This is a genomic window from Glycomyces artemisiae (assembly GCF_003002955.1).
Classification (GTDB): domain Bacteria; phylum Actinomycetota; class Actinomycetes; order Mycobacteriales; family Micromonosporaceae; genus Glycomyces; species Glycomyces artemisiae.
The window spans coordinates 792,512-815,713 of record NZ_PVTJ01000001.1 but is presented as its reverse complement, the minus strand read 5'-3'; the positions used below and the strand labels follow the sequence as shown (position 1 = coordinate 815,713).

Below are 23,202 nucleotides of genomic sequence, written 5' to 3'. Positions count from 1 at the left end.
CCTGCGGCGTGAGAACGCGAGGGCATTACTGTTGCGCGATGAGTTTGCAATGGCAGTGCATCATCGTCGACTGCGCCGACCCGCAGGAGCTGGGCCCCTGGTGGGCCGAGCTGCTGGGCTGGCGCATCACCCACACCTCTGAGAAGGAGGTCGTGCTGGAGCCGCCGCTGGGCAGCCCGCAGGACGGCGTCTCCCCCGACATCCTGTTCGTCAAAGTCCCCGAGGGGAAGTCGGTCAAGAACCGTCTCCACCTCGACCTGCGCCCCGATGACCAGGCCGCCGAGGTCGCCCGCGCGGAGGCGTTGGGCGCCAAGCGGGCCGATGTCGGGCAGGACGATTCGTCGTCGTGGATCGTCATGAACGACCCCGCGGGGAACGAGTTCTGCATCCTGCGCGCGTTCACTCCCGAGGAGCTTGCAACGCTGTGACCTCCGCGTAGGTCAGCTGGTCCCCCGCCACCGGCTCCCCCTCGCCGATCAGTGCCGCCGTGCGGACCGCCGCCGTCAGGGCGGCGCGGTAGAGGAGGGAGCCGGTGCTGATTCGGGCGACGCCGAGGGCGGCGAGGTCGTCGACGGTGGGACCGCTCGGGGTGTACAGGATGTTGAGCGGGGCGTCGATGCGGGCGGCGAGGGTGCGGATGTCGCCGGCGGCGGTGGCACCCGGGACGAAGACGCCGTCGGCGCCCGCGGCCGTGTAGCGTGCGGCGCGGGCGAGCGCGGTCTCCAGTGGACTGCCGGTGTCGAGCCAGTACGGGTCGGTGCGGGCGTTCACGAACAGGTCGGGGCAGCGGTCCTTCACGGCCGCAATGCGGGCGGCGTGGAGATCAGGGTCGGCGAGGGTGCCGTCGGAGCGGCCGTCTTCGAGGTTGACGCCGACGATGCCGAGTCCGGCGAGGGTCGCGGCGAGGGCGGCGACCTCGGCGGGGTCGTCGCTGAAGCCGCCTTCGATGTCGACGGTGACGAGGACCGGGAGCGGCGCGAGGCGGCGGGCGAGGGCGATGGTGTGGTCGCGGGTGGCTCCGGCGCCGTCGGGGAGGCCGTGGGCTGCGGCGACACCGAGGCTGGTGGTGCCGATCGCGGTGAATCCGGCGGCGGCGAGGGCGGCCGCGGAGGCGTGGTCCCAGGCGTTGGGGAGCACGAGCGGGCGCGGGCCGCGGTGGGCGGCGGCGAAGGCGGCGTAGGTCACGGGTCCATCCTGACGTGGATCGAAGCGGGGATGCGGAGGTTCGGGCGCGGTTCGTACGCGATCGGCCCGGTCGGCGGCGCTACGCGTTTGAGGGCTTCGCAGACGCCGGTCGCGATGGCGAGGGCCTGGTCGCGGCCGGGGCAGGCGTGGGGGCCGGCGCCGAAGGGCGCGGTGCCGTCGAGTTCGATGCGGGCCGTACCGCCGGGTCGGAGGCCCTCGGTTTCGGTTGCGGCCGTTCGGGTCGTGGCTTTGACGGGCGGGTCGTCGCGGAGCTGTGCGGCGAGGTCGGCGGGATCGAGACCGCCTCCGGCGGCGAGGGTGTTGCCGATGAGCGCGGCGGTCGCTTCGCAGGCTTGGACGAGGAGGCCGATCCGGGCGGCCGTTGGCTCGTCGGGGACCCCGCCGAAGGCCGCGACCAGGGCCGCGACGGCGGCGTCGGTCTCGGGGGCCGCGTCGCCGGTGAGGTAGGCGGCGGCGACCGTGCGGACGGCCGCGGGGTCGAGGCCGGGCGCGCCGAGGGCTTCGGCGAGGGTGCGGACCGGCACGTCGCGGGCGATGCGGTCCATGACGTCGAGGGGCGCGTCCTCCAAGGCGATGCAGGCGAGGACTTCCGCTCGCAGGCGCAGCACGTCGAGGTCCATGGCCGCCAACAGGTCCGCGGCCTGGGTGCGCCGCCGGGCGTGGTCGCCGCCGGTCGCGAAGCGCGCGACACTGGTGCGCAGCCAGCCGAGGGTTCCAGGCGGGCCGGACTCGGCGGGCGGCGGGACGAGGCCCGGGTGGGCGAGGAGTTCGGGGGCGCGGTCGGGGCCGAACGAGATCATGGGGCGACGGTAGGGCCGGGACGGTTCGGCGACCGCCGAAGTGTCGCGGGGGCACAATCGGGGCATGACCGATCGCGCGCAGGGAACCAGGCTGGCGGAGGTCGCGGCGGTGCTCGCGGACCCGACGCGGGCCACGTTCTGCGTCGCGCTCCTCGACGGGCGCGCTTGGACCGCAAGCGAACTCGCGCGGGTCGCGGGCGTGTCGGCGCCGACGGCCACCGGGCACCTGCACCGGCTCGTCGACTCCGGACTGTGCACCGAGCGCAGGCAGGGCCGCCACCGGTACGTGCAGCTCGCCGACCCCGAGACCGCCGCGCTCATCGAGTCGCTCGCCGGGCACTTCCCCGCGGCCGCCGCGCCGACGGGCCTGCGGGCGTCCACCGCGTCGGCGGCGCTGGCGCGCGGCCGCACCTGCTACGACCACCTCGCCGGGCGGCTCGGCGTCGCGGTCACCGACGCGATGACCGGCCGCGGGCTCATCGACCGGGACGCGGGGTTCGCGTTGAGCGACAAGGGACGCGACTGGATGACCGCTGAGCTGGGCGTCGACACCGCGGCGTGGTCGACGGGCCGCCGCCCCGCCGCGAAGGAGTGCCTGGACTGGACGGAGCGCCGCAGCCACCTCGCGGGACTCGCGGGCGCGGCCGTCTGCGCCCGGTTCCTCGAAGCGGGCTGGATCCGAAGGATCGGATCGACGCGGGCCGTGCGCCTCACCGGCCCGGGCGCCGAGGCCCTGGAGCGGCTGCTCGACCTCGACGCTGCGGCATTGGAGTAGGTCAGTCGGTGCTGACGGCCTCGAACGTCCAGATCGACGCGTCCGCGCCCGCCTCGGCGTCCTCGTCGTAGTCGCCGTAGACGGTCACGTCGGCGAACCCGGCCTCGTGGAGGACCTGGAGGAACTCCTCGACCTCGAAGCACAGCAGGCCGCTGTTCTGGAGCTGCGTCTCGACCAGGCGGCCCTTGCGCCACAGCTCGTAGCGCAGCCAGCGGACGACCCGCAGGCCCAGCGGGTCGACGTCGACGTGCATGGTCTGCAAGGTGAGCAGGTCGTCGTCGCCGTCCTGCCAGTGCCGCAGGCCCCCGGGGTCGGTGAAGTGCCGCGAGGGCGGCAGGTCGACGAAGAGGCGCCCGCCCGGGCGCAGGCTGGCGTGCATGAGGCGCAGGGCCTCGACCGCGGCGGACCGGTCGGGCAGGAGCACGATCGACCCGGTCGGGACCAGGACCGCTTCGTACGCACCGGGTTTGACGTAGGAGGTCATGTCGCCGATGAACACGTCGGCGTCGAGCCCGGCCTCGTCGAGGTTGCGGCGGCAGATGTTCAGCATGTGCGCCGACGTGTCGTAGCCGGTCACGTTGAGCCCCAGGCGGACCAGCGGCACGAGCATCCGGCCGGTGCCCACGGCCGGTTCGAGGATGTCGCCCTCGGTCCCGGCGAGGCGGCGCGAGTAGAACTCGACGTCCCCGTTGAGGGACTTCCCGACCGGCTTGTCGAGCTCGTAGACGCGGGCGGAGAGTTCGCCGTAGTCCCAGTCGGCGCTGCGGGTCTGCGTCATCGCGGGGTCTCCCGTCGTCGTGCGTGGGAGTGAGCTTAGGGCGCGAACGCCTGGGAGGCAAGGGAGATCCGGGGCTGAAACGGGGCCGAAACGGGGCCGCGGCACCGCCGCGGCCCCGGCGCGGACTAGCGGGCCGCGCTCTGGTTCACGATGACGTCGAACCCTTCGAGCAGGCCGATCTGCTCGTACTGGCCCGGACCGGTCTCCTGGTAGAGGGCGACCGAGTCCTCCAGCGTGTACTGCTGGTTCACCGGCGGGAAGCCCTCCGCCGGGACCGCCGGTTCGAGCACGAACGGGTCGGTGACCAGCGTGATCGGGTCGCCGCCGCTCTCGAAGCCGCGCGGCAGTTTCCGGACGTCGAACGCCAGGCCCGTCGCGAAGTCGATGATCCCCGGGTCGTCGCAGTGCAGGCTCTCGCCGCGGTCGGGGCCGATCATGACGTCGACGTCGCCGAAGTCGCCGCCCGAGCCCCGCTTGCGGTGCAGGAACAGGTCCTGGATCTCCGAGTACCCCTCCGGGCTCGGGACGGCGAGTTCCGCGTCGCCCTTGAGCTTCCCGGTCCCGTACAGCTCGTCGCCGGTGTCGAGGAGGCTGATCGACGCCCGGCCGGACAGGTCGATCCTGGCGGCGTCGAGGTCCGGGACGACGTCGAGCTGCTGCGGCGGTGCCGCCGAGGCCCCAGCGGCCCCGATGAGCGCCGCCACCGGCACGGCGGCGGCAGCGGCCGCCAGGCGGCGCAGCCGCTCGGGATGGCGGAGTCGGAAGGATCGGACGGGTCGTGCGTTCGGCATGGCGCTCCCTGGTGTCGTCGGGCACCCCGGTCCACAGCGGACCGGAGCCGTTGCCGCACCGGACTCTATGCACTCCCGCAGCCGTCCAAGGCTTTTCGCCGAAACCCCGCCGCACCGGCACCGGACGCGGTATCCGGACGGCCCGGCGCGGATACTTGCCGTATGCGTGCTGGCCGCCTGGTGTCGATGATCCTGCTGCTCCAACAGCGCGGGCGGATGACCGCCGACGCGCTCGCGGCGGAGCTGGGCGTGTCCGTGCGGACCGTGTACCGGGACGCGGAGGCGCTCGCGGCCGCGGGCATCCCCCTCTACGGGGAGAGCGGCCACGAAGGCGGCTACCGGCTTGTCGAGGGCTACCGGACGCGGCTGACCGGGGTGACCGCGGGCGAGGCGGAGGCCCTCGCGCTCACCGGCGTCCCGCAGGCCGCGACCGACCTGGGCCTCCAGACCGAGCTGGCGGCCCTGGAGCTGAAGCTCTCCGCGGCGCTCTCGCCCCAGCAGCGGGAGCGCGCCGAGCGGGCGCGGCGGCTGTTCCACCTCGACGTGGTCACCTGGTTCCAGCGGTCCGAGCCGGTGCCGCTGCTGGCACTGGTGGCGAACGCCGCGTGGGAGCAGCAGCGGATCAGGGTCCGGTACCGGCGCTGGAAGGAGCCGCGCGAGGTCGAACGCGACCTCTGCCCGCTCGGACTCGTGCTCAAGGGCGGGCGCTGGTACCTGGCGGCTTCGCAGGGAACGGGGCCGGTGCTGCCGTACAAGGTCGCGAACCTGCTGTCGGCGGTGAAGACCGGTGAGGAGTTCGAGCGACCGGAGGGCTTCGACCTGGCGGCCTGGTGGGCCGAGAACCTCGACGCCTTCGACGCCCGCCGCTACAAGGGGACCGCGGTCGTGCGGTTCTCGCCCGAAGCGGTCGAGCGCGCCTCGGACCAGCTCGACGCGGACACCTTGGAGGCCATAGCGAAAGCCGACCGCGACGGAGACGGGTGGGCCGTCGCCACCATCCCCGTCGAGACCGACTGGGTCGCCTCCGGCGAACTCATGAAGCTCGCCGGCGTCGAAGTCCTCGAACCCGCCTCCCTGCGGGCGATGATGCGCGAACGCGCCCAGGCGGTCCTCAACCTTCACAACTGACCGCGCCGCTGCTGCCGGACACTTTGCCCCGCAATGAGAACGCCGTGGCCGCCATCGCCAGCGCGCAGACCGCGCCGAGCAGGTAGAAGCCGTAGCGGATGTGGGTGGCGTCGGCGACGGCCGCGACCAGGACCGTCATCGCCGCGCTCAGACCCAGCCCCGCCGCGTTCACCGCGCCGAACAGGCGCCCGGCGCGGCGCTCGGGCACCGAGCGGAGCAGGATCGAGCGCAGGCCGACCCGCGACGTCCCGACCATGAACGCCGCCGGGGGCACCGCGAGGAGCAGCATCACCAGGTGCAGCGGCAGCACGAACGACATCAGCGCGCACCCGACGCCGCCGACGACCGCCGCCCGGAACTCCCCGAACCGCGCGGCCACCCGCGGGAACAGCGCCGCCGCCACGCAGAAGCCCAGCCCCGCAAGCGCGTCCACGACCCCGTACACGCCCGCGCCCCGGTCGAACGCGACGTACACGAGCACGATCAGCGTCGTGTTGCTGACCATGATGAGCATCTGCCCGCACGCGTACAGCAGGCCCAGCCGCACCAGCGGCGCGCCCGGCACTCCCCCGTCCGCCGCCGCGTGCGCGGCGGCGCCGGTCCGGGCCGGGGCTTTGCGCATGGCCCACAAGGCGACCGCCGAGGCGAGGAACGTGACGCCGTTGAACATGAACAGGGGCGTGGTGCCGACATAGTGGATGAGGATGCCGCCGAGCGCCGCCGACAGGAGCAGCCCCAGCTGCATCGCGATCTCGTAGTGGGCGCTGAAGAGCGCAGTCCGCGCCGGGTGGACGCGCTCTTTGATGAGGGCGCCGCCCGCGGGCGTGAACATCGCCGACAGGAGCGACAGCGCGAACGCGGTCCCGTACGCGACAGGCCCGGGATCGCCCCCTGCGAGGATCCAGACCGGGAGGAACGCGGCGGCGACGGCGCTGGCGAGGTCGGCGATGAGGCAGAGGGTGCGCCGGTCGAAGCGGTCGGCGATCGAGCCGAACCACAGCGACAGGAGCGCGGGCGGGATCGAGACGAGGATGTAGAGCCAACCGACGGCGAGCGCGCTCTGTCCGGTGGTGAAGACGAGGACGGCGGCGGCGACGAGCTGCACGCCGTTGCCGAGGCTGGTGATGAACGTGGCGGGCAGGAGGAGGTGCTCGGCGCGGTTGCGGGGCGGCAGCGCGACGGGGCGGGCGGCCTGGGCGGTGGTCGTCATGGTGAAGAGGATGCGGCAGGTTCACTGACAGATCGTGTCAGTGAAGTGCGGTTAGCTGGCTCACACCGAAGCCGGGCGGACCGGAGCGCGATGCGCGTTCCGGCCCGCCCCACCGCCTTCCAGCGGCTACGGGTCAGACCGCCGTCGGCCACTCTCCCGGGCGCCGCGGCGTTTCGGGCGGCGTGAAGTGCGCCGCGCCCCGGCCCGCCAGATATGCCGCCAGCGAAGTCGGCACCACGTCCGGGTAGTCCGCGTTGCGCACGTCCCGCAGCGAGCCCGTTCCGTCGAACATGGCCACCTGGGCCTGCAGGGCCACGTACTCGACCAGGCTGGACGCGTTGAACTGCCGGCGCACCACTTCCGCGCGGAGGTCCTGGAGCGTGCCCTTGCGCACCAGTTCCCACTGCCGCCCGGACGCCGCTTCGACCTCGTCTCGCAGTTCCATCATGGACAACTGCTGGCCGACCACGTGCACGTCGCGGCCCGCGGTGCTCGGGTCGAGCGCGATCGCGGCCGTGAACGCGGCGGTGTCGGCGATGGTGGTCATGTCGATCGGGCGCGTGCCGTCGCCCCACACCGAGAACGTGCCGGCCGCCGGGTCGAGCACCTCGTGGACCGGTCCGAGGAAGTATTCCGGGAACGCGCCGATCGCCACCGACGTGCGCGCGACCGTCGATGTGGCGAACGAGTCCGCGAACACGCGGCGGAGGTCGGACAGGACGTTGACGCCGTAGCCGTATCCGTAGAGGTTGATCGAGAAGTCCGACGGGATCATCCGGTGCACGCCGGCCCGCTCCGCGGCCCGCAGCAGCTCCCGCTGCCCGTCGATGATCACTTCGGGACCGCCCTGGACCGCGGACACGACGACCTCCACGCCGTCGAGGTGACGCGCCAGCGCGTCCGCGCCGTCCGTCAGGTCGCCGACATGCGCCGTCAGATTCGGGTGCGCCGTCAGCTTGTCCACCGAGGACTTCCGGACCAGCGCGCGCACGTCGGCGCCCCGATCCAGCAGGTGCTTCACGATCTGGCCGCCGAGGCTGCCGGTCGCGCCCGCCACGAGCACTGTCGTCATTGCCGTCTCTCCTTGCTCGGATTGCTCGGGGATGGCCGATCGCCTTGCGCGTCTTCGCGAGACGCGGGGTGCGGCCTCGATGGTCAGGCTCCGGCGGGCAGGCTCGTGCGCCCCGGGATGCCGCCGAACCCGCCGGAATGGAAGTCGCGGTAGGCCTGTGCGATCTCGGCCCGGGTGTTCATCACGAACGGGCCGTGGGCGACGACGGACTCGCCGATGGGCCGGCCGGAGAACAGCAGCACCGCGGCCTGTTCGTCGGCGTCGGCGGCGGCGAAGGCCAACGTGGTCGGGTCGCCCTGCCCGGACACGGGATCGGACCAGGCGATCTGCCCGGCGCGCACGGTCCGGCCGCCGACCGCCAGCCGGCCCGCGATCACGTACGCGAACGTGCGTTCGCTCCCGTCGAGCATCTGGCGGTACTCGGCCTTCGGATCGAGCGTGATCACCATGCCCAGGATCGGCCAGTGGTTGACCGCCGGACCGCGCACCGCCCCGGTCGCTCCCGAGATCACCTGGACCAGCACGCCCGGCTCGGTGTGCACGGCGTGCCGGCCGGCCCGCAGGTCCTGGTAGCCGGTGGGCACCAGCTTCTTGTGCGACGGAAGGTTGAGCCACATCTGGATCACGTGGGCGTGCTCCGAGCGGGCGGCGACCTCGCGGTGGATGACGCCCCGCCCTGCGGTCATCCACTGCACGTCCCCCGGCCCGAGCTCACCGGCGTTGCCCATGCTGTCGCCGTGCTCCAGGACGCCGTCCAGGATGAGGGTCACGGTCTCCATCCCGCGGTGCGGGTGCCAGTCGAAGCCCGGCTGGTTGACCAGTTCCTCCCCCATGAGCAGGAACGGATCGGTCCAGGAGTCCCTGCCCGGCGGGATGATCAGCGAACTGCGAGCGGACATGGCGGTCGGGCCGAGGTCCACCTTGTCGGACACCCGGTCCACTCGCCGGGCCTCCGGCGCGGTCGGTGCGGTCATGGCGTGCTCCCCTCTCGTCGGTCAGGGAAAGCCTCGCACTCGCCGATCCGGCTTGGCAAACGTCGCCAAAGCGACTTACTTTTGAGAAGTGACCAGCTCTAGGGAAGCACTGAGACCGCCGGACGCGCCCGTCGACGAGGAGCACTGCCACCGGATCCTGCGCGCGATCGACATCATCGGGACGCGCTGGACCGGACCGATCCTGCTCGCCGGAGCCCGGGGCGCCCGCCGGTTCAAGGAGTACCGCGCCTTGGCCCCGGGCATCTCGGATCCGCAGTTGGCGTTGCGGCTCAAGCAGCTGCAGGCCCGCGGGCTCATCGAGCGCACGGTCATTCCCAGCACGCCGGTCCAGATCAAGTACACGCTCACACCCGACGCCGAAGAGCTGATCTCCCTCCTTCAGCCGTTGGCGCACTGGAGCGAACGCCACCTCCCGCCGGAGGACTCCTAAGCGCCCGTGTACTCGGCGAGGTGCTTGCCGGTGAGCGTCTGCTTCTGCTTGACCAGGTCGGCGGGGGTGCCCTCGAAGACGACCTTGCCGCCGTCGTGGCCGGCGCCGGGGCCGAGGTCGATGATCCAGTCGGCGTGGGCCATGACGGCCTGGTGGTGCTCGATGACGATCACGGACTTGCCGGACTCGACGAGGCGGTCGAGGAGGCCGAGGAGGTTCTCGACGTCGGCGAGGTGGAGGCCCGTGGTCGGCTCGTCCAGGATGTACACGCCGCCCTTGTCCCCCAGGTGGGTCGCGAGCTTGAGGCGCTGGCGCTCGCCGCCGGAGAGGGTGGTGAGCGGCTGGCCGATCTTGATGTAGCCCAGGCCGACGTCGTGGAGGCGCTGCACGATCTTGTGCGCCGCAGGCACTTTCGACTCGCCGTCGGCGAAGAACGCCTCCGCTTGGGCGACGGACATGCCGAGGACCTCGCTGATGTCCCTGCCGCCGAGCTTGTACTCCAGGACCGCGGCCTGGAACCGCTTCCCCTCGCAGTCCTCGCAGGTGGTGGACACCGAGGCCATGATGCCGAGGTCCATGTAGACGACGCCCGCGCCGTTGCAGGTGGGGCAGGCGCCCTCGGAGTTGGCGCTGAACAGGGCGGGCTTGACGCCGTTGGCCTTCGCGAACGCCTTGCGGATCGGGTCGAGCAGGCCCGTGTACGTGGCGGGGTTGGAGCGCCGCGAGCCCTTGATGGCGCCCTGGTCGATCGCGACCACGCCCTCCTGGCCCGCGACGGACCCGTGGATGAGGGACGACTTCCCGGACCCGGCGACGCCGGTGACGACGCACAGGACCCCGAGCGGGATGTCGACGTCGACGTCCTGGAGGTTGTTCTCGTTCGCGCCGCGCACCGCGAGCTTCCCGGTGGGCTCGCGCAGCTCGTCCTTGAGCTTGGCGCGGTCGTCCAGGTGGCGGCCGGTGAGCGTCCCGGACTTGCGGAGCCCTTCGACGGTGCCCTCGAACTGGACGGTGCCGCCGTCGGTGCCCGCGCCGGGGCCGAGGTCCACCACGTGGTCGGCGATGGCGATGGCCTCGGGCTTGTGCTCCACGACGAGGACGGTGTTCCCCTTGTCGCGCAGTTGGAGCAGCAGCTGGTTCATGCGCTCGATGTCGTGCGGGTGCAGCCCCACGGTGGGCTCGTCGAAGACGTACGTGACGTCGGTGAGCGAGGAGCCGAGGTGGCGGATCATCTTGGTGCGCTGGGCCTCGCCGCCCGAGAGCGTGCCGGAGGGCCGGTCGAGGGACAGGTAGCCGAGGCCGATCTCCACGAACGAGTCGAGGAGGTCCCGCAGGGACTTCAGCAGCGGCTCGACGGACGGCTCCTTGATCCCGGAGACCCAGGCGGCGAGGTCGGAGATCTGCATCTTGCAGGCGTCGGCGATCGAGACGCCCGCGATCTTGGACGAGCGGGCCTCGGGGCCGAGGCGGGTGCCCTCGCACTCGGGGCAGGTCTGGAAGGTGACGGCCCGCTCCACGAACGCGCGGATGTGCGGCTGCATCGCCTCGACGTCCTTGGACAGCATGGACTTCTGGATCTTGGGGATGAGGCCCTCGAACGTGACGTTGATGCCCTCGGCCTTGATCTTGGTGGGCTCCTTGTACAGCAGGTCGTGGAGCTCGCGCTTGTTGTACTTCTTGACCGGCTTGTCGGGGTCGAAGAACCCGGAGGCGCGGTAGATGCGCCCGTACCAGCCGTCCATCGAGTAGCCGGGGATGAGGATCGCGCCCTCGTTGAGGGACTTCTCGCCGTCGTAGAGCGCGGTCAGGTCGAAGTCGTTGACCGAGCCGACGCCCTCGCAGCGGGCGCACATGCCGCCGAGCCGGTTGAACGTGGCCTTCTCGGCGATGGTCTTGCCGCCGCGCTCGACGGTGATCGCGCCCGAGGCGGACACCGACGGCACGTTGAAGGAGAACGCGCCGGGCCCGCCGATGTGCGGGTCGCCGAGGCGGCTGAAGAGGATGCGCAGCAGCGCGTTCGCGTCGGTGACCGTGCCGACGGTGGAGCGGATGTTCGCGCCCATGCGCTCCTGGTCGACGATGATCGCCGTGGTCAGGCCGTCGAGGACGTCCACTTCGGGGCGGGCGAGGGTCGGCATGAAGCCCTGCACGAACGCCGAGTAGGTCTCGTTGATGAGCCGCTGCGACTCGGCGGCGATCGTCGAGAACACGAGCGAGCTCTTGCCGGAGCCGGACACGCCGGTGAAGGCGGTGAGGCGGCGCTTGGGGAGGTCGACGCTGACGTCCTTGAGGTTGTTCTCGCGTGCGCCCTGCACGCGGATCAGGTCGTGCGCGTCGGCCGGGTTGGGTGTCGTGCCGGTGGCCATGGTGTGGTGGTCTCCATCCGTCTCCGGGGCCGGGGCGGCCCGCCGCCGAGACTACCGGCGGCGGGCGACAGTCCCGCGGACCTTACGAATCGAAGGCGTCTACTTACGCGGCTGGTTGAAGCGGAGCATGTTCCCGGCCGGGTCGCGGAACGCGCAGTCGCGCACCCCGTACGGCTGGTCCATGGGCTCCTGGAGGACGTCGGCCCCCGCGGCGCTGATCCGCTCGAAGGTCGCGTCGACGTCGTCGGTCTCGAAGATGACGCCGCGGAGCAGGCCCTTCGCGAGCAGCTCGTTCATGGTCGCCCGATCGGTCTCGGAGGCGTTCGGGTCGGCGAGCGGCGGTTCGAGGACGATGTTCACGTCGGGCTGGTCCGGGGAGCCGACGGTCACCCACCGCATCCCCTCGAAGCCGACGTCGTTGCGGACCTCCATGCCCAGGACGTCACGGTAGAAGGCGATGGCCTTGTCGTGGTCGTCGACGGCGATGAAGCACTGGGAAAGATTGATGCTCATGGGACCAACTTACGAGGACGCGGGGGGCTTCGCTTCTCGATTCCTGACCGGTCTCGTATAGGCCTTCGCGATGCACGCGGGGATGTTCGCGCCGTTGTCGTGGTCCCGGGCCCGGTACGCGCTCGGGGACTCCCCAACCAGCTCGGTGAACCTGGTCGAGAACGTCCCCAGCGAGTTCACCCCGACCGCGAAGCACACCTCCGTCACCGTCATGTCGCCGCGCCTGAGCAGGGCCTTCGCGCGTTCGATGCGGCGGGTCATGAGGTACGAGTACGGGGTCTCGCCGTACGCGGCGCGGAAGCTCCGCGAGAAGTGCCCCTGCGACATGAGCGCGATCCGCGCCAGCGCCGCCACGTCGAGCGGCTTCGCGTAGTCGCGGTCCATGGCGTCGCGGGCCTTCCGCAGCCGGGCCAGGTCCTCCAGGTCCATCCCGTCAGTTTCCCTCAAGGTAGGCGAGGACGGCCAGCACGCGCCGGTTGTCGTCCTCCGACTGGCCCAGGCCGAGCTTGCGGAACACGTTCGCGGAGTGCTTGCCGACGGCCTTCTCCGTGATGAACAGGGACGCGGCGATGGCGGCGTTCGTGCGGCCCTCGGCCATGAGCCCGAGGACCTCCAGCTCGCGGGGGGTGAGCGCGTCGAGGCGGTTCTGCTGCTTGCCGAGGAGGCGGGCGACGACCTCGGGGTCCATGGCGGTGCCGCCCGCGGCGACGCGCCGGAGCGCCTCGATGAACTCGCCGACGTTGGAGATGCGGTCCTTGAGGAGGTAGCCGACGCCGCCGCGGCGGTCGCCGAGGAGCTCGCGGGCGTACAGCTGCTCCACGTACTGGGAGAGCACGAGGATCGGGAGCGCGGGGATGTGGCGGCGGGCCTCGATGGCGGCGCGCAGGCCCTCGTCCTTGAACGTCGGGGGGAGGCGGATGTCGACGACGGCGACGTCGGGGCGGTGCTTGAGGAGCGCGGCGGTGAGCGCGGGGCCGTTGTCGACGGCCTCGACGACGGTGAAGTCGTGCGCTTCGAGCATCCGGGTGAGGCCGTCGCGCAGGAGCGAGTGGTCTTCGGCGAGGACGACGTCCATCAGAGCTCCTTGCGTTCGGTGGTCCGGGCTCAGCTGCCGGCCGCGCGTTTATTCTCGACCGCCGCGGGGCCGACCGCGACGGCGGGGATGGTGAGCGTGACGGTGGTGGGGCCGCCGTCGGGGCTGTCGACCTCCAGGGTGCCGTCGAACGCGGCGAGGCGCCGGGAGACGCCGTCGAGGCCCCCGCCCGAGGCGACCGCCGCGCCGCCGCGGCCGTCGTCGCGCACCTCGATGCGGACGAGGCCGTGCTCGTGGGTGACGACGACCTGCACCTGGGTCGCGTCGGCGTGCTTGGTGATGTTCGTGAGGATCTCGTTCGTCGCGAAGTACGCGGCCGCTTCGAGCGGCGCGGGGAGCTTCCCGCCGAGCCGGTCGACCACGGACACCGGGAGCGGGTGGTCGAGGGCCATGGCCTGGAGCGCGCCGGTGAGGCCGCGGTCGGCGAGGACGGGCGGGTGGATGCCGCGCACGAGGTCGCGGATCTCCTCCAGCGCGTCCGAGCAGGTCTGGCGGGCCTCTGCGACAAGGGCGGCGGCCTGCTCGGGCCGGTCCTGGTGGAGCAGCTCCTCGGCCATGCCGAGGGTGAGGCTGAGCGCGGCGATGCGGCCCTGGGCGCCGTCGTGGAGGTCGCGCTCTATGCGGCGCAGCTCCGCGGCGGCGTAGTCGACCGTGAGGTCGCGGGACTGGCGCAGCTCGGAGACGCGGGCCGTGAGCAGCGCGTTCGCGGTGGGGCCGAGGAAGAGGACGCCGAGGTGGGAGTACCAGCGCAGGAACAGCTCGCCCCAGCGCCACCAGGCGAAGCCGAGGCCGAGGGCGAGCGGTACGAGCATGAGGGTCTGCGCGGGGGTGTCGAAGTGGAAGAACCCGAAGTCGTTGATGCTCGGGATGGGCGCGGCGTGGAAGACGGTCGCGAGGAGGAACGGCTGGACGAGGTAGTAGACCGCGATGCCGAACACGCCGAGGTAGAGGAGGTTGACGAGGAACCCGAGGGTCGCGTCGATGGCGAGCCACGCGAAGTCGCGCCAGGTGGCGGCCTCGCGCACGAGGTGGAGCGCCTGCTGGTCGAGGCGCGCGCGCTTGGGGCGCTCGCGGTAGGGGACGGGGATGTCGACGCCGAGCTGTTCGCCGATCATGCGCCGCTGGGAGTTGGCCCAGACGCGGATGGCGAGGAACACGCCGACGGCGACGGGGATGCCGATCCAGAACACGACGAGGATCCCGGTGGCGAGCGACGCGGCCAGGAGGACGGCGGCGATCAGCGTGAAGCTGAACCGCAGGACCGACCAGCCGGGAAGGGCCAGTCGGCGCGTGATCGGATGGGCCGGCATCGTCATGGTACGGCAAGCGTACCCGTACAGAGGCCGCGACCTGCGGCGCTGTCCCGGCTACGCTGTGGGCGGAGGAACGGGGGGACCGGATGGGGTCGTGGGCGCTCGTCACGGGCGCGTCGTCGGGGATCGGCGCGGCGTTCGCGCGGCAGCTCGCCGGGCGGGGCATGGACGTCGCGGTCGTGGCCCGCTCGCGGGACAGGCTCGAAGCGCTCGCGGCGGAGCTGCGGCAGGAGTACGGCGTCGAGGCGCTGGTGGTCGCGGAGGACCTCGCGGTCCCGGACGCCGCGGACCGGGTCGCCGCGGCCGTGGCCGGGATCGAGGTCGAGGTCCTGGTCAACAACGCGGGGATCGGGACGTTCGGGCGGGACGTGTCGATCGGCGCCGAGTACAGCCGCGACACCGCGATGGTGAACGTCGTGGCCGTGACGGGCCTGGTGAAGCGGTTCCTGCCGGGCATGGTCGAGCGCGGGCACGGGTCGGTCGTGAACGTCGCGTCGATGGCGGGCTTCCAGCCGCAGCCGTACATGGCGCTGTACGCGGCCACGAAGGCGTTCGTCGTGAACTACAGCCTGGGCCTGTGGGCCGAGACCCGCGGGTCGGGCGTGAAGGTCCTCGCGGTGTGCCCGGGGCCGGTGGACACGGGCTTCCCGATCGCGAACGGCATCAAGTACGACCGGCGGCGCCTCGGCTGGCTCCTCGCCGCCCCGGAGACGATCGCGCGGCAGTCGCTCAAGGCCCTCGACCGCGACAAGGGCTACGTGGTCCCCGACGCGAGGAACTGGCCGGAGGCGCACCTGCTGCCGCGGCGCCCGCGCAAGCTCATGACGCGGCTGATCGGCATGGTGCTCAAGCGGTTCGCCGACTACCAGGAGCGGTGAAGGGCGCCGCCCCGTCCCGTCCGCCCTAGGCGAGGACGCGCGCGATCGACAGCCCGTCGTAGCCCTTGACGCCCACGGTCTGCATGACGGTGCCCTCCAGCTTCGGGTGCGCGGCGACCTTCTCCAGGTAGGACCGCACGCCCTGCACGTTCGGGTCGCGGCTGAGGCCGTCGGCCACGGCCCCGCCGCGCACCACGTTGTCGGCGATGATGAGGCTCCCCGGCCGGGTCAGCTTCAGCGACCAGTCGAGGTAGGTCGGGTACCCGCCCTTGTCCGCGTCGATGAACACGAGGTCGAACGGCTCCCCGCCCTCCTCGGCGAGCTTCGGGAGCGTCTCGGCGGCGGCGCCCACCCGGATCTCCACGGTCCCCACGAGCCCGGCGCGCGCCACGTTGCCGCTGGCGACCTCGGCGTGCCGGGGGCTGTACTCCAGGCTCACGAGGTGGCCGTCCGCGGGCAGCGCCCGCGCCATCCAGATCGCGCTGTAGCCGCCGAGCGTGCCGACTTCGAGGATCCGCTTGGCTCCCAGGGTCTTCGCAAGGAGGTAAAGGAGCTTGCCCTGCGCGGGCGAGACGGAGATCGGCGGCAGCCCGGCCCGCTGGGCCGCGGCCGTCGCGTCGGCGAGGACGTCGTCCTCCCCGACGAGCAGCGATCCGAGGAACGCGTCGACTTCGGTCCATTGCCCCTGGCCCATTGTTCGCCCCTTCCGACGGGTCCGAGAACGTCGATGAAACGCTATCACCGCGGCCCCGCGGAACTCGCTCCGTTAAATTCGGACTTTCCAGGCGAGTGGGACGAACGCGCTATCATGTCCGGGCCTCGGATGCGCGCGAAATGGTACCGCGAATGGGTGAAGCCTGTTGTTGTAATTACGACATTGACGGAAGATTAACGGTGGTCTTTTGTCGGATTTTGCCCCTGAATCAGCGGAACGCGCCGGGCTCGGTCTTGCCGATCGTCGTACGGCGCAAGGGCTTGAATGATAGACCTGAGTCACGACTTGTTCGCGGTCGCGAAACCGGTGCTCCGGTGCGGCGGCGGACTGGAATGACGGCCGGCTTCGGGGGAGCCGGCCGCACACTGGGGGGTAACGCTATGAGCATGGCACGATCGGCGACAGTCGATATCGGCACCACCATGCGGCTCGTCGCGCCCGATTTCGCGACGGTGAGTGTGCGCGCGAGTCTGCGATACGACCCGGACGACCCTTACGCGGTCTGCGTCATGTTCCATCCGGACGGGACGGACGCCGATCAGGTGGCCTGGTCCTTCTCCCGGGAACTGCTCGCCAAGGGACTGGAGGAGCCCACCGGCATCGGCGATGTGCGCGTCTGGCCCTGGACGACCCCGCGCGGCGAGTCGGTGGCCCTGGCGCTCTCCTCGCCCGACGGCAACGCCCTCTTCGAGATCAACCGCGGCGTCGTGCAGCGCTTCCTCCGCCGGGCCTACAGCCTGGTCCCCCGCGGCCGCGAATCGGGCTATGTGGACATGGACACCACCCTCACGAAACTGCTCGCCGGCGGTGTGTAGCCGCCGCAGGCGACGAAGGGGAAGGGCGGACCGGGATTCCCGGTCCGCCCTTTCCGTGTCCGCTAGGAGCGCAGGAGCGCCGCGGTCTGGGAGGCGATCTCGCCTTCCTCGTTCGTCGGGATGACCATCACCGTGATCGGCGACTGCGGCGTCGAGATGACCGGCCCGCCCGCCGCGTTCGCGGCCTCGTCGAGGTCCACGCCGAGCGCCACGAGCGACGACAGCGCCTGCGCCCGCACCTCCGCGCTGTTCTCGCCGATCCCGGCGGTGAACGCGATCGCGTCGGCGCCGCCGAGCGCCGCGATGTACGAGCCGATGTACTTGCGGATCCGGTAGCAGTAGATCTCCAGCGCGACTTGCGCCGCCCGGTCCCCCGCCCTGGCGGCCTGCTCGATCGCCCGGTTGTCCTGGTGCCCGCTCAGCGCGAGCATCCCCGACCGCTTGTTCAGGGCCGCATCGAGGTCCGCGAAGCTCGCCCCCGTCCGCCGGTGCATGTGGAACACGATCGCCGGGTCGATGTCGCCCGACCGCGTCCCCATGACGAGCCCTTCGAGCGGCGTCAGCCCCATCGACGTGTCGATGGAGCGGCCCCGCTCGACCGCCGTCACCGACGCCCCGTTGCCAAGGTGCGCCACGATCACGTTGACTTCCTTGGGGCTCTTGCCGAGCAGCTCGGCGGCCTTGCGGGAGACGTACGCGTGCGAGGTCCCGTGGAAGCCGTACCGGCGCACCCCGTGCTCCTCGCGCCACTCGCTCGGCACCGCGTACAGGTGCGCCCGCTCCGGCACCGTCGCGTGGAACGCGGTGTCGAACACGGCGACCTGCGGCAGCTTCGGGAAGAGCTTCCGCGCGGTGCGGATGCCCTCCAGGTTCGCGGGGTTGTGCAGGGGCGCGAGCGCCGACAGCTCGTCGATGGCGCGCTCCACCTCGTCGTCGACGACGACCGGCTGCACGAACCGCTCCCCGCCGTGGACGACGCGGTGCGCGACCGCGATCAGCCCGGCGTCCGCGAGCGGCGTCCCGGCCTCCTCGAAGGCCTCGACCATCGCTTCGAGGCCCTCGCCGTAGTCGGCGAAGCGCCCCTCCCGCACGGTCTTCTCCCCCTCGTGCTTGTGGGTGAGGACCGAACCGGACTGTCCGATGCGCTCGATCAGGCCCGAGGTCGACGCCTCCATCGTCTCGCCGTCGACCAGCTGGTACTTGATCGACGAGGAACCGGAGTTGATCACCAGGACCGGTGCGCCCATTGGCACTTCCCCTCTAGAGCGCCCGCCCGCTCAGGCGGTCTGGCTCGCTTGGATCGCGGTGAGCGCGACCGTGTTGACGATGTCCGGCACGGTGGCGCCGCGCGACAGGTCGTTGACCGGCTTGCGCAGGCCCTGGAGCACCGGGCCGACCGCGACCGCGTTCGCCGAGCGCTGCACGGCCTTGTACAGGTTGTTGCCGGTGTTCAGGTCCGGGACGATGAAGACGGTCGCCTTCCCCGCGACCTGCGAGTCCGGGAGCTTCGTGCCTGCGACGCCGGCGTCGGCGGCGGCGTCGTACTGGATGGGCCCCTCCACGGGAAGGCCGGGTCGGCGGGCGCGGACGATCTCGGTGGCCGCCCGGACCTTGTCCACGGCTTCGCCGTGGCCCGAGGTGCCGGTCGAGTAGGAGAGCATCGCCACCCGCGGTTCCACGCCGAACTCGGCGGCGGTGCCTGCCGAGGATAGCGCGATGTCGGCGAGCTGCTCGGCATCGGGGTTCGGGTTGACCGCGCAGTCGCCGTACACGAGCACGCGGTCTTCGAGGCACATGAAGAACACCGAGGAGACCACCGCGACCTCGGGCCGGGTCTTGATGATCTCGAACGAGGGCCGGATCGTGTGGGCGGTGGTGTGGACCGCGCCCGAGACCATCCCGTCGGCCATCCCGGTGTGGACCATCATCGTCCCGAAGTACGACACGTCGGCGACCTGGTCGTACGCGGCTTCTTCGGTGACGCCCTTGTGGGCGCGCAGCCGCGCGTACTCCTTCGCGAAGCGCTCGCGGATCTCGTGGTCGCCGGGGTTGAGGATCGCGGCCCCGGTGATGTCGACGCCCAGCTGCGCGGCCTGCGAGCGGATCTCGGCCTCGGAGCCGAGGAGCGTCAGGCGGGCGACGTCGCGGCGCATGAGGATCTCGGCCGCCTTGAGGATGCGCGGCTCGGCGCCTTCGGGGAGCACGATGTGCTTGTCGAGGGCCTTGGCGCGCCCCAGCATCGAGTGCTCGAACATGATCGGCGTGACGACAGTGGGCTTGGCGAGCGCGAGCCGGTCGAGCAGGTCGTCCCCGTCGACGCCCGCGGCGAAGTCCTCCAGGGCGCGGGTGATCTTGCGCTGGCCGCCCGCGGCGAGGGAGCCGGTGACGTCCCCGGCGAGGTTCGCCATGTCGAACGTGTCGTGCGGGACGAGCGCGATCGGCAGGCGGGAGTCGAGGCCCGCGACGATGTCGAGGATCTGCGGCTCGGGCCGGATGCCGCCGGTGAGGAACACCGCCGAGAGGCTCGGGGTGCCTTCGGCGAGGTGCGCGGCGATGAGGCCGAGGAGCACTTCGGAGCGGTCGCCGGGGAGGATCACGGCCTTGTCGTCGGCGAGGCGCGTGAGGAGGTTCGGGAGGGTCATGGCCGCGACGACGACGTCGCCGACGGTGCGGGTGAAGACGTCCGGGTCGCCGGAGATGAGCGTGCCGCCGGCGGCCTCGATGAGCTCGCCGACGGTGGGGGCGACGAGTTCGGCGTCCTCGGCGACGACGCCGGTCCCGGGGTGGGCGGCCCTGACGAGGTCGGCGTCGGCGGGTTCGACGCGGTTGACGACGGTGCCGAGCACGGTGGCGTGGTCGGCCTCGGCCTGCGCGGTGCCGAAGCGGAGCGCGGCGGCGATGTCGGCGGGGGTCTTGCGGTGGCCGGTGACGACCAGGAGCATCGGCGAGGCGAGGTTGACGGCGACGCGGGTGTTGTACGCGAACTCGACGGGCGAGGACACGTCGGAGAAGTCGGAGCCGACGACGAGGACGACCTCGTGCTTGTCGGCGAGTTCGTGGTAGCGCTCGACGATCTGGGTGAGCGCGGCGTCGGCGTCGGCGCGCACGTCCGAATAGGTCGTGCCGACGGAGGCGGCGTAGGAGGCGGGGAGCCGGTACTGGCCCCTGAGGAGGGTGATGATCGGGTCCCCGGCGGCCGTGTGGTCGTCGCGGACGATGGGGCGGTAGACGGCCACGGAGCCGGCGCGCCTGGTGAGCAGGTCCATGACGCCGACGGCCACCGTCGACTTGCCGCTGCCGGGGTCCAGGCTGGCGAGGTAGAGACTTTGAGCCACGGCTCCAACGCTATCCACCCCGTGCGCGCCCCGCAGCCGATCTGCGCGGCGGCTCACCTGTGAGCTTGGGCGCGAGCGGGGGTGGGCGGGTGGGGACGTCCATCCCTAGCCCCCACCCGCCCGGGGAAGAGGATAGGCGCCGATCCTCCCGCCCGGGTCCGACAAGAACGGCCGCGGGCGGCCGCCTTGTCACCCGAAAGCGGGAACGGACGCGGGCTGCGCTCAGTCGGCGAAGCCGTCCTCGGGGACCGGCACGGGCGGCGGGGTGCCGACGTAGCGGGCCCGGGGGCGGATGATCTTGGAGTCGCGGGCCTGTTCGAGGATGTTCGCGCTCCAGCCGACGACGCGGCTGGTGGTGAACGTCGGCGTGAACATGGGGCGCGGGACGCCCGCGAGCTCCATGACGACGCCCGCGTAGAACTCGACGTTCGTGTAGAGCTTGCGGCCGGGCTTGACCTCGGCGAGGATCTCGACCACGCGGCGCTCCACGGTCTTCGCGAAGTCCACGATGTCGCCGCCGAACTCGTCGGCGACGTCGCGCAGGTGCAGCGAGCGCGGGTCGTCGGTCTTGTAGACGGCGTGGCCGAAGCCCATGATGCGGCGCCCGGCCTCAAGTTCGCCGCGGATCCACGCGTCGATGTTGTCGCGTCCGCCGATCGCGTCGAGCGCGTCGAGGGCCCGCGCGGGGGCGCCGCCGTGGAGCGGCCCGGAGAGGGCGCCGATCGCGCCGACGAGGGCCGCGCCGAGGTCGGCGCCGGTGGAGGCGATGACGCGGGAGGTGAACGTGGAGGCGTTGAAGCCGTGGTCGATCGTGAGGATCAGGTAGTGCTCGATCGCGCGCGCGGCCTCCGGGGAGGGCACCTCGCCGGTGGTCATGTACAGGTAGTTGGCGGCGTAGCCGAGGTCCTCGCGCGGGTCGAGCGGCTCCTGGCCCTGACCCAGGCGCCACATGGCGGTGAGGATCGCGGGGGTGACGGCGCACGCGAACAGGGCGTCGTCGGCGCGGGCGGCCTCGTCGATGTCGAGGACGGGCTTCATGGGGCGGGCGGCGCACGCGGCCGAGAGCGCGGTGCGCAGGCCGTCGAGCGGCGAGTCGGCGGCGAGGTGCGGGAGCAGGTCGCGCAGCTGCGGGGTGAGGGTGCGGTAGGGCGCCACCTGGGCCTTGAAGGCGTCGAGCTGGGCGCGGGTGGGCAGCTCGGCGTGGGTCATGAGGTACCAGACCTGCTCGAACGAGCAGTGCTTCGCGAGCTCCACGGCGTTGTACTGGCGGTAGTGGTAGAAGCCCTCCTCGCCGCGGACGTCGCCGATCTCGGTGTCCGCGACGATGACGCGGTCGAGGCCCTTGGGGACTTCGATGAATTCGGGCATTGGGTCCTCCTCCGCTCGGTTTCGTTGCCAGCCTAGTGGATTTCGGGCCGGATGGACCCGAACGGGGACCCCGGACCTGCCGCGTGGCAAGCGGCCGTCAGACTGGTTCCCGTGGAATCGGGAACCCTTCTCGCAGGCCGGTACCGGCTCGACCGGCTCATCGACTCGGGCGCCATGGGCGCGGTCTGGCGGGCCCGGGACGAGCAGCTCGACCGCGACGTCGCCGTCAAGATCCTCCTGCCCGGCCTCGACGGCGCCGGGGAGCGCTTCGAGCGGGAGGCGAAGACCCTCGCGAGCCTCAAGGGCCCGGGCTACGTCCAGGTCTACGAGTACGGCGAGGAGCTCGACGGGGACCGCACCGTCCACTTCCTCGCGATGGAGCTGGTCGACGGCGTCTCGCTGGCGCGGCTGCTCGCCCGCGAGGAGCGGCTGGACCCGGAGCGGACGATGCGGATCGTCGCCGAGGCCGCCGACGCGCTCGGCGAGGCCCACCGGCGCGGCGTGGTCCACCGGGACGTCAAGCCCGCGAACCTCCTCATCGACGCCGACGGGCGGGTCCGGGTGGTGGACTTCGGGATCTCGCTGCTCGTGGACCGCTCGCGGCTGACCGACTCGAAGGAAGTGCTCGGCACGGTTCCTTACGTGTCGCCCGAGCGGCTGCGGAACCAGGACGTCACCGGGAAGTCCGACCTGTACTCGCTCGGCGCGGTCGCGTACGAGTGCCTGACGGGGACGCCGCCGTTCCCGGCGCGCGATCCGATGGCGGTCATCCACAGTCACCTCTACGAGGAGCCGCCCGCGCTGCCGGACACGGTCCCGCCGCAGATCGCGGCGGTGGTCTCGCGGTCGCTGCGGAAGGCCCCGGAGGAGCGCTGGGAGTCCGGCGCGGCGTTCGCCGCCGCATGCCGCTCGGCGGCGACCGGGGAGATCACGGTGCCGCCGTCGGTGGAGCCGGGCGTTCCCGTCGAGGAGACCGAACGGCGGCCGCGGCGGCGCCTCGCGCTGGTGGCTGTCGCGGTGGTGCTCGCGGCGGCGGTGTTCGGGGTCGTGGCGTGGAGCCCGTGGACCGGCGACGGCCCGCAGGGCGGCGCGGACGAGTCCACGGTGGAGGCCGCTGCGAACACGACCGGGGCCGTGGAGACGTCGGCCTCGCCGGACCCGGAGGCGTCCGAGTCCGCCACGGAGTCCCCTGCGGCGCAGGAGACCGAGAGCGGCGGCGGCACCGATGGCGGCGGCTCCGAAGGAGGCTCGGGCGAGACCGGCGGCGAGGAGACCCAGGAGGAAGAGGCCGACGAGCCGAAGTCCGGGACCACCGAGCTGCCCGACGTGACCGGCCGGACCACGTTCGACGCCCGCGACTACCTTGAGGGCCTTGGGTTCAGCAACGTCGTCGCCGACGTCGGCTACTACGCGATCACCCCGGAGCCCGCCCACTGCACCGTGGTCCAGCAGTTCCCGTCCGCGGGCTCCACGGTCGACTACGCCGACCAGGTCACGCTGTCGTACCACAGCCGCAACGCCGAAGGGACCACATGCGAGTGGTGAGCCGTTCGGGTTGACCGGCCGGGCCCCGGTCGGGATGATGGAACGGGCGACCGGTACAACAGTCCCCTGGTCACCT

23 protein-coding genes are annotated in these 23,202 nt (G+C 71.8%); 7 read left to right on the top strand and 16 right to left on the bottom strand.

The window, feature by feature from the left end:
* Positions 1-38 precede the first annotated feature (38 nt).
* A complete protein-coding gene (locus B0I28_RS03875) occupies positions 39-428 on the top strand; it encodes a VOC family protein (RefSeq protein ID WP_106362457.1) in 390 nt (129 codons plus the stop codon).
* On the opposite strand, the gene B0I28_RS03870 is transcribed toward B0I28_RS03875, so the two are convergent.
* Complete coding sequence (locus tag B0I28_RS03870) at positions 400-1,185, bottom strand: isocitrate lyase/PEP mutase family protein (RefSeq protein ID WP_219926530.1); 786 nt, start codon at positions 1,183-1,185, stop codon at positions 400-402. The two genes, B0I28_RS03875 and B0I28_RS03870, sit on opposite strands and share 29 nt — an antisense overlap.
* The gene (locus B0I28_RS27070; protein WP_106362456.1) at positions 1,182-2,006 is read right to left on the bottom strand and encodes a cytochrome P450 family protein; all 825 of its coding nucleotides are present in this window, start codon (positions 2,004-2,006) and stop codon (positions 1,182-1,184) included. Before B0I28_RS27070 ends, B0I28_RS03870 begins: the two co-directional genes overlap by 4 nt.
* Before the next feature lie 64 nt (positions 2,007-2,070).
* Here B0I28_RS27070 and B0I28_RS03860 point away from each other — a divergent pair, with 64 nt between their 5' ends.
* Entirely contained in the window at positions 2,071-2,781 is a 711-nt protein-coding gene (locus tag B0I28_RS03860) for an ArsR/SmtB family transcription factor (RefSeq protein ID WP_106362455.1), read from the top strand.
* 1 nt (position 2,782) lies between these two features.
* On the opposite strand, the gene B0I28_RS03855 is transcribed toward B0I28_RS03860, so the two are convergent.
* Entirely contained in the window at positions 2,783-3,559 is a 777-nt protein-coding gene (locus B0I28_RS03855; protein ID WP_106362454.1) for a class I SAM-dependent methyltransferase, read from the bottom strand.
* Positions 3,560-3,684: 125 nt separating this feature from the next.
* A complete protein-coding gene (locus B0I28_RS03850; protein ID WP_106362453.1) occupies positions 3,685-4,350 on the bottom strand; it encodes a hypothetical protein in 666 nt (221 codons plus the stop codon).
* 162 nt (positions 4,351-4,512) lie between these two features.
* Here B0I28_RS03850 and B0I28_RS03845 point away from each other — a divergent pair, with 162 nt between their 5' ends.
* Entirely contained in the window at positions 4,513-5,478 is a 966-nt protein-coding gene (locus tag B0I28_RS03845; RefSeq protein WP_106362452.1) for a helix-turn-helix transcriptional regulator, read from the top strand.
* Here B0I28_RS03845 and B0I28_RS03840 read toward each other — a convergent pair.
* The 3 genes from B0I28_RS03840 to B0I28_RS03830 form a co-directional block, all read right to left on the bottom strand.
* On the bottom strand, positions 5,462-6,688 hold the full coding sequence (locus tag B0I28_RS03840; protein ID WP_106362451.1) for an MFS transporter: 1,227 nt from the start codon (positions 6,686-6,688) through the stop codon (positions 5,462-5,464). The two genes, B0I28_RS03845 and B0I28_RS03840, sit on opposite strands and share 17 nt — an antisense overlap.
* Positions 6,689-6,821: 133 nt before the next feature.
* The gene (locus tag B0I28_RS03835; RefSeq protein WP_106362450.1) at positions 6,822-7,760 is read right to left on the bottom strand and encodes an NmrA family NAD(P)-binding protein; all 939 of its coding nucleotides are present in this window, start codon (positions 7,758-7,760) and stop codon (positions 6,822-6,824) included.
* An 83-nt stretch (positions 7,761-7,843) separates the two neighbouring features.
* Complete coding sequence (locus B0I28_RS03830) at positions 7,844-8,734, bottom strand: pirin family protein (protein WP_106362449.1); 891 nt, start codon at positions 8,732-8,734, stop codon at positions 7,844-7,846.
* An 88-nt stretch (positions 8,735-8,822) separates the two neighbouring features.
* Here B0I28_RS03830 and B0I28_RS03825 point away from each other — a divergent pair, with 88 nt between their 5' ends.
* Complete coding sequence (locus tag B0I28_RS03825) at positions 8,823-9,185, top strand: winged helix-turn-helix transcriptional regulator (RefSeq protein WP_106362448.1); 363 nt, start codon at positions 8,823-8,825, stop codon at positions 9,183-9,185.
* Here B0I28_RS03825 and B0I28_RS03820 read toward each other — a convergent pair.
* The 5 genes from B0I28_RS03820 to B0I28_RS03800 form a co-directional block, all read right to left on the bottom strand.
* Positions 9,182-11,551: an ATP-binding cassette domain-containing protein gene (locus B0I28_RS03820; protein WP_106362447.1), complete on the bottom strand. Its 2,370-nt coding sequence runs from the start codon at positions 11,549-11,551 to the stop codon at positions 9,182-9,184. The two genes, B0I28_RS03825 and B0I28_RS03820, sit on opposite strands and share 4 nt — an antisense overlap.
* 99 nt (positions 11,552-11,650) lie before the next feature.
* Complete coding sequence (locus B0I28_RS03815; protein WP_106362446.1) at positions 11,651-12,064, bottom strand: VOC family protein; 414 nt, start codon at positions 12,062-12,064, stop codon at positions 11,651-11,653.
* A 9-nt stretch (positions 12,065-12,073) separates the two neighbouring features.
* On the bottom strand, positions 12,074-12,493 hold the full coding sequence (locus tag B0I28_RS03810) for a helix-turn-helix transcriptional regulator (protein WP_106362445.1): 420 nt from the start codon (positions 12,491-12,493) through the stop codon (positions 12,074-12,076).
* A gap of 4 nt (positions 12,494-12,497) precedes the next feature.
* Complete coding sequence (locus B0I28_RS03805) at positions 12,498-13,139, bottom strand: LuxR C-terminal-related transcriptional regulator (protein ID WP_106362444.1); 642 nt, start codon at positions 13,137-13,139, stop codon at positions 12,498-12,500.
* 29 nt (positions 13,140-13,168) lie between these two features.
* The gene (locus B0I28_RS03800; protein WP_106362443.1) at positions 13,169-14,473 is read right to left on the bottom strand and encodes a sensor histidine kinase; all 1,305 of its coding nucleotides are present in this window, start codon (positions 14,471-14,473) and stop codon (positions 13,169-13,171) included.
* A gap of 83 nt (positions 14,474-14,556) precedes the next feature.
* On the opposite strand from B0I28_RS03800, the gene B0I28_RS03795 reads away from it, so the two are divergent.
* Positions 14,557-15,348 (top strand): SDR family NAD(P)-dependent oxidoreductase, encoded by a 792-nt coding sequence (locus tag B0I28_RS03795; RefSeq protein WP_106362442.1) that lies wholly within the window; start codon positions 14,557-14,559, stop codon positions 15,346-15,348.
* A 25-nt stretch (positions 15,349-15,373) separates the two neighbouring features.
* Here the strand turns inward: B0I28_RS03795 and B0I28_RS03790 are convergent, their stop codons facing one another.
* Positions 15,374-16,042: an O-methyltransferase gene (locus B0I28_RS03790; RefSeq protein ID WP_106362441.1), complete on the bottom strand. Its 669-nt coding sequence runs from the start codon at positions 16,040-16,042 to the stop codon at positions 15,374-15,376.
* A 401-nt stretch (positions 16,043-16,443) separates the two neighbouring features.
* Between B0I28_RS03790 and B0I28_RS03785 the strand changes: the two genes are divergently transcribed.
* The gene (locus tag B0I28_RS03785) at positions 16,444-16,878 is read left to right on the top strand and encodes an SsgA family sporulation/cell division regulator (protein WP_091043033.1); all 435 of its coding nucleotides are present in this window, start codon (positions 16,444-16,446) and stop codon (positions 16,876-16,878) included.
* Between the two features lie 62 nt (positions 16,879-16,940).
* Here the strand turns inward: B0I28_RS03785 and B0I28_RS03780 are convergent, their stop codons facing one another.
* The 3 genes from B0I28_RS03780 to B0I28_RS03770 form a co-directional block, all read right to left on the bottom strand.
* On the bottom strand, positions 16,941-18,125 hold the full coding sequence (locus tag B0I28_RS03780) for an acetate/propionate family kinase (protein ID WP_106362440.1): 1,185 nt from the start codon (positions 18,123-18,125) through the stop codon (positions 16,941-16,943).
* Between the two features lie 30 nt (positions 18,126-18,155).
* Positions 18,156-20,213: a phosphate acetyltransferase gene (pta, locus tag B0I28_RS03775; RefSeq protein WP_106362439.1), complete on the bottom strand. Its 2,058-nt coding sequence runs from the start codon at positions 20,211-20,213 to the stop codon at positions 18,156-18,158.
* Between the two features lie 222 nt (positions 20,214-20,435).
* Entirely contained in the window at positions 20,436-21,581 is a 1,146-nt protein-coding gene (locus B0I28_RS03770) for a citrate synthase/methylcitrate synthase (protein ID WP_106362438.1), read from the bottom strand.
* 111 nt (positions 21,582-21,692) lie between these two features.
* Between B0I28_RS03770 and B0I28_RS03765 the strand changes: the two genes are divergently transcribed.
* Complete coding sequence (locus tag B0I28_RS03765) at positions 21,693-23,126, top strand: serine/threonine protein kinase (protein WP_181245625.1); 1,434 nt, start codon at positions 21,693-21,695, stop codon at positions 23,124-23,126.
* The last annotated feature ends 76 nt before the right edge of the window (positions 23,127-23,202 follow it).

Excerpts from the sequence above, each read along its gene's own strand:
- B0I28_RS03875 (WP_106362457.1), top strand. The coding sequence starts at position 39 with ATGAGTTTGCAATGGCAGTGCATCATCGTCGACTGCGCCGACCCGCAG.
- B0I28_RS27070 (WP_106362456.1), bottom strand. The coding sequence starts at position 2,006 with ATGATCTCGTTCGGCCCCGACCGCGCCCCCGAACTCCTCGCCCACCCG.
- B0I28_RS03860 (WP_106362455.1), top strand. The coding sequence starts at position 2,071 with ATGACCGATCGCGCGCAGGGAACCAGGCTGGCGGAGGTCGCGGCGGTG.
- B0I28_RS03855 (WP_106362454.1), bottom strand. The coding sequence starts at position 3,559 with ATGACGCAGACCCGCAGCGCCGACTGGGACTACGGCGAACTCTCCGCC.
- B0I28_RS03850 (WP_106362453.1), bottom strand. The coding sequence starts at position 4,350 with ATGCCGAACGCACGACCCGTCCGATCCTTCCGACTCCGCCATCCCGAG.
- B0I28_RS03845 (WP_106362452.1), top strand. The coding sequence starts at position 4,513 with ATGCGTGCTGGCCGCCTGGTGTCGATGATCCTGCTGCTCCAACAGCGC.
- B0I28_RS03840 (WP_106362451.1), bottom strand. The coding sequence starts at position 6,688 with ATGACGACCACCGCCCAGGCCGCCCGCCCCGTCGCGCTGCCGCCCCGC.
- B0I28_RS03835 (WP_106362450.1), bottom strand. The coding sequence starts at position 7,760 with ATGACGACAGTGCTCGTGGCGGGCGCGACCGGCAGCCTCGGCGGCCAG.
- B0I28_RS03830 (WP_106362449.1), bottom strand. The coding sequence starts at position 8,734 with ATGACCGCACCGACCGCGCCGGAGGCCCGGCGAGTGGACCGGGTGTCC.
- B0I28_RS03820 (WP_106362447.1), bottom strand. The coding sequence starts at position 11,551 with ATGGCCACCGGCACGACACCCAACCCGGCCGACGCGCACGACCTGATC.
- B0I28_RS03815 (WP_106362446.1), bottom strand. The coding sequence starts at position 12,064 with ATGAGCATCAATCTTTCCCAGTGCTTCATCGCCGTCGACGACCACGAC.
- B0I28_RS03810 (WP_106362445.1), bottom strand. The coding sequence starts at position 12,493 with ATGGACCTGGAGGACCTGGCCCGGCTGCGGAAGGCCCGCGACGCCATG.
- B0I28_RS03805 (WP_106362444.1), bottom strand. The coding sequence starts at position 13,139 with ATGGACGTCGTCCTCGCCGAAGACCACTCGCTCCTGCGCGACGGCCTC.
- B0I28_RS03800 (WP_106362443.1), bottom strand. The coding sequence starts at position 14,473 with ATGACGATGCCGGCCCATCCGATCACGCGCCGACTGGCCCTTCCCGGC.
- B0I28_RS03795 (WP_106362442.1), top strand. The coding sequence starts at position 14,557 with ATGGGGTCGTGGGCGCTCGTCACGGGCGCGTCGTCGGGGATCGGCGCG.
- B0I28_RS03790 (WP_106362441.1), bottom strand. The coding sequence starts at position 16,042 with ATGGGCCAGGGGCAATGGACCGAAGTCGACGCGTTCCTCGGATCGCTG.
- B0I28_RS03785 (WP_091043033.1), top strand. The coding sequence starts at position 16,444 with ATGAGCATGGCACGATCGGCGACAGTCGATATCGGCACCACCATGCGG.
- B0I28_RS03780 (WP_106362440.1), bottom strand. The coding sequence starts at position 18,125 with ATGGGCGCACCGGTCCTGGTGATCAACTCCGGTTCCTCGTCGATCAAG.
- B0I28_RS03770 (WP_106362438.1), bottom strand. The coding sequence starts at position 21,581 with ATGCCCGAATTCATCGAAGTCCCCAAGGGCCTCGACCGCGTCATCGTC.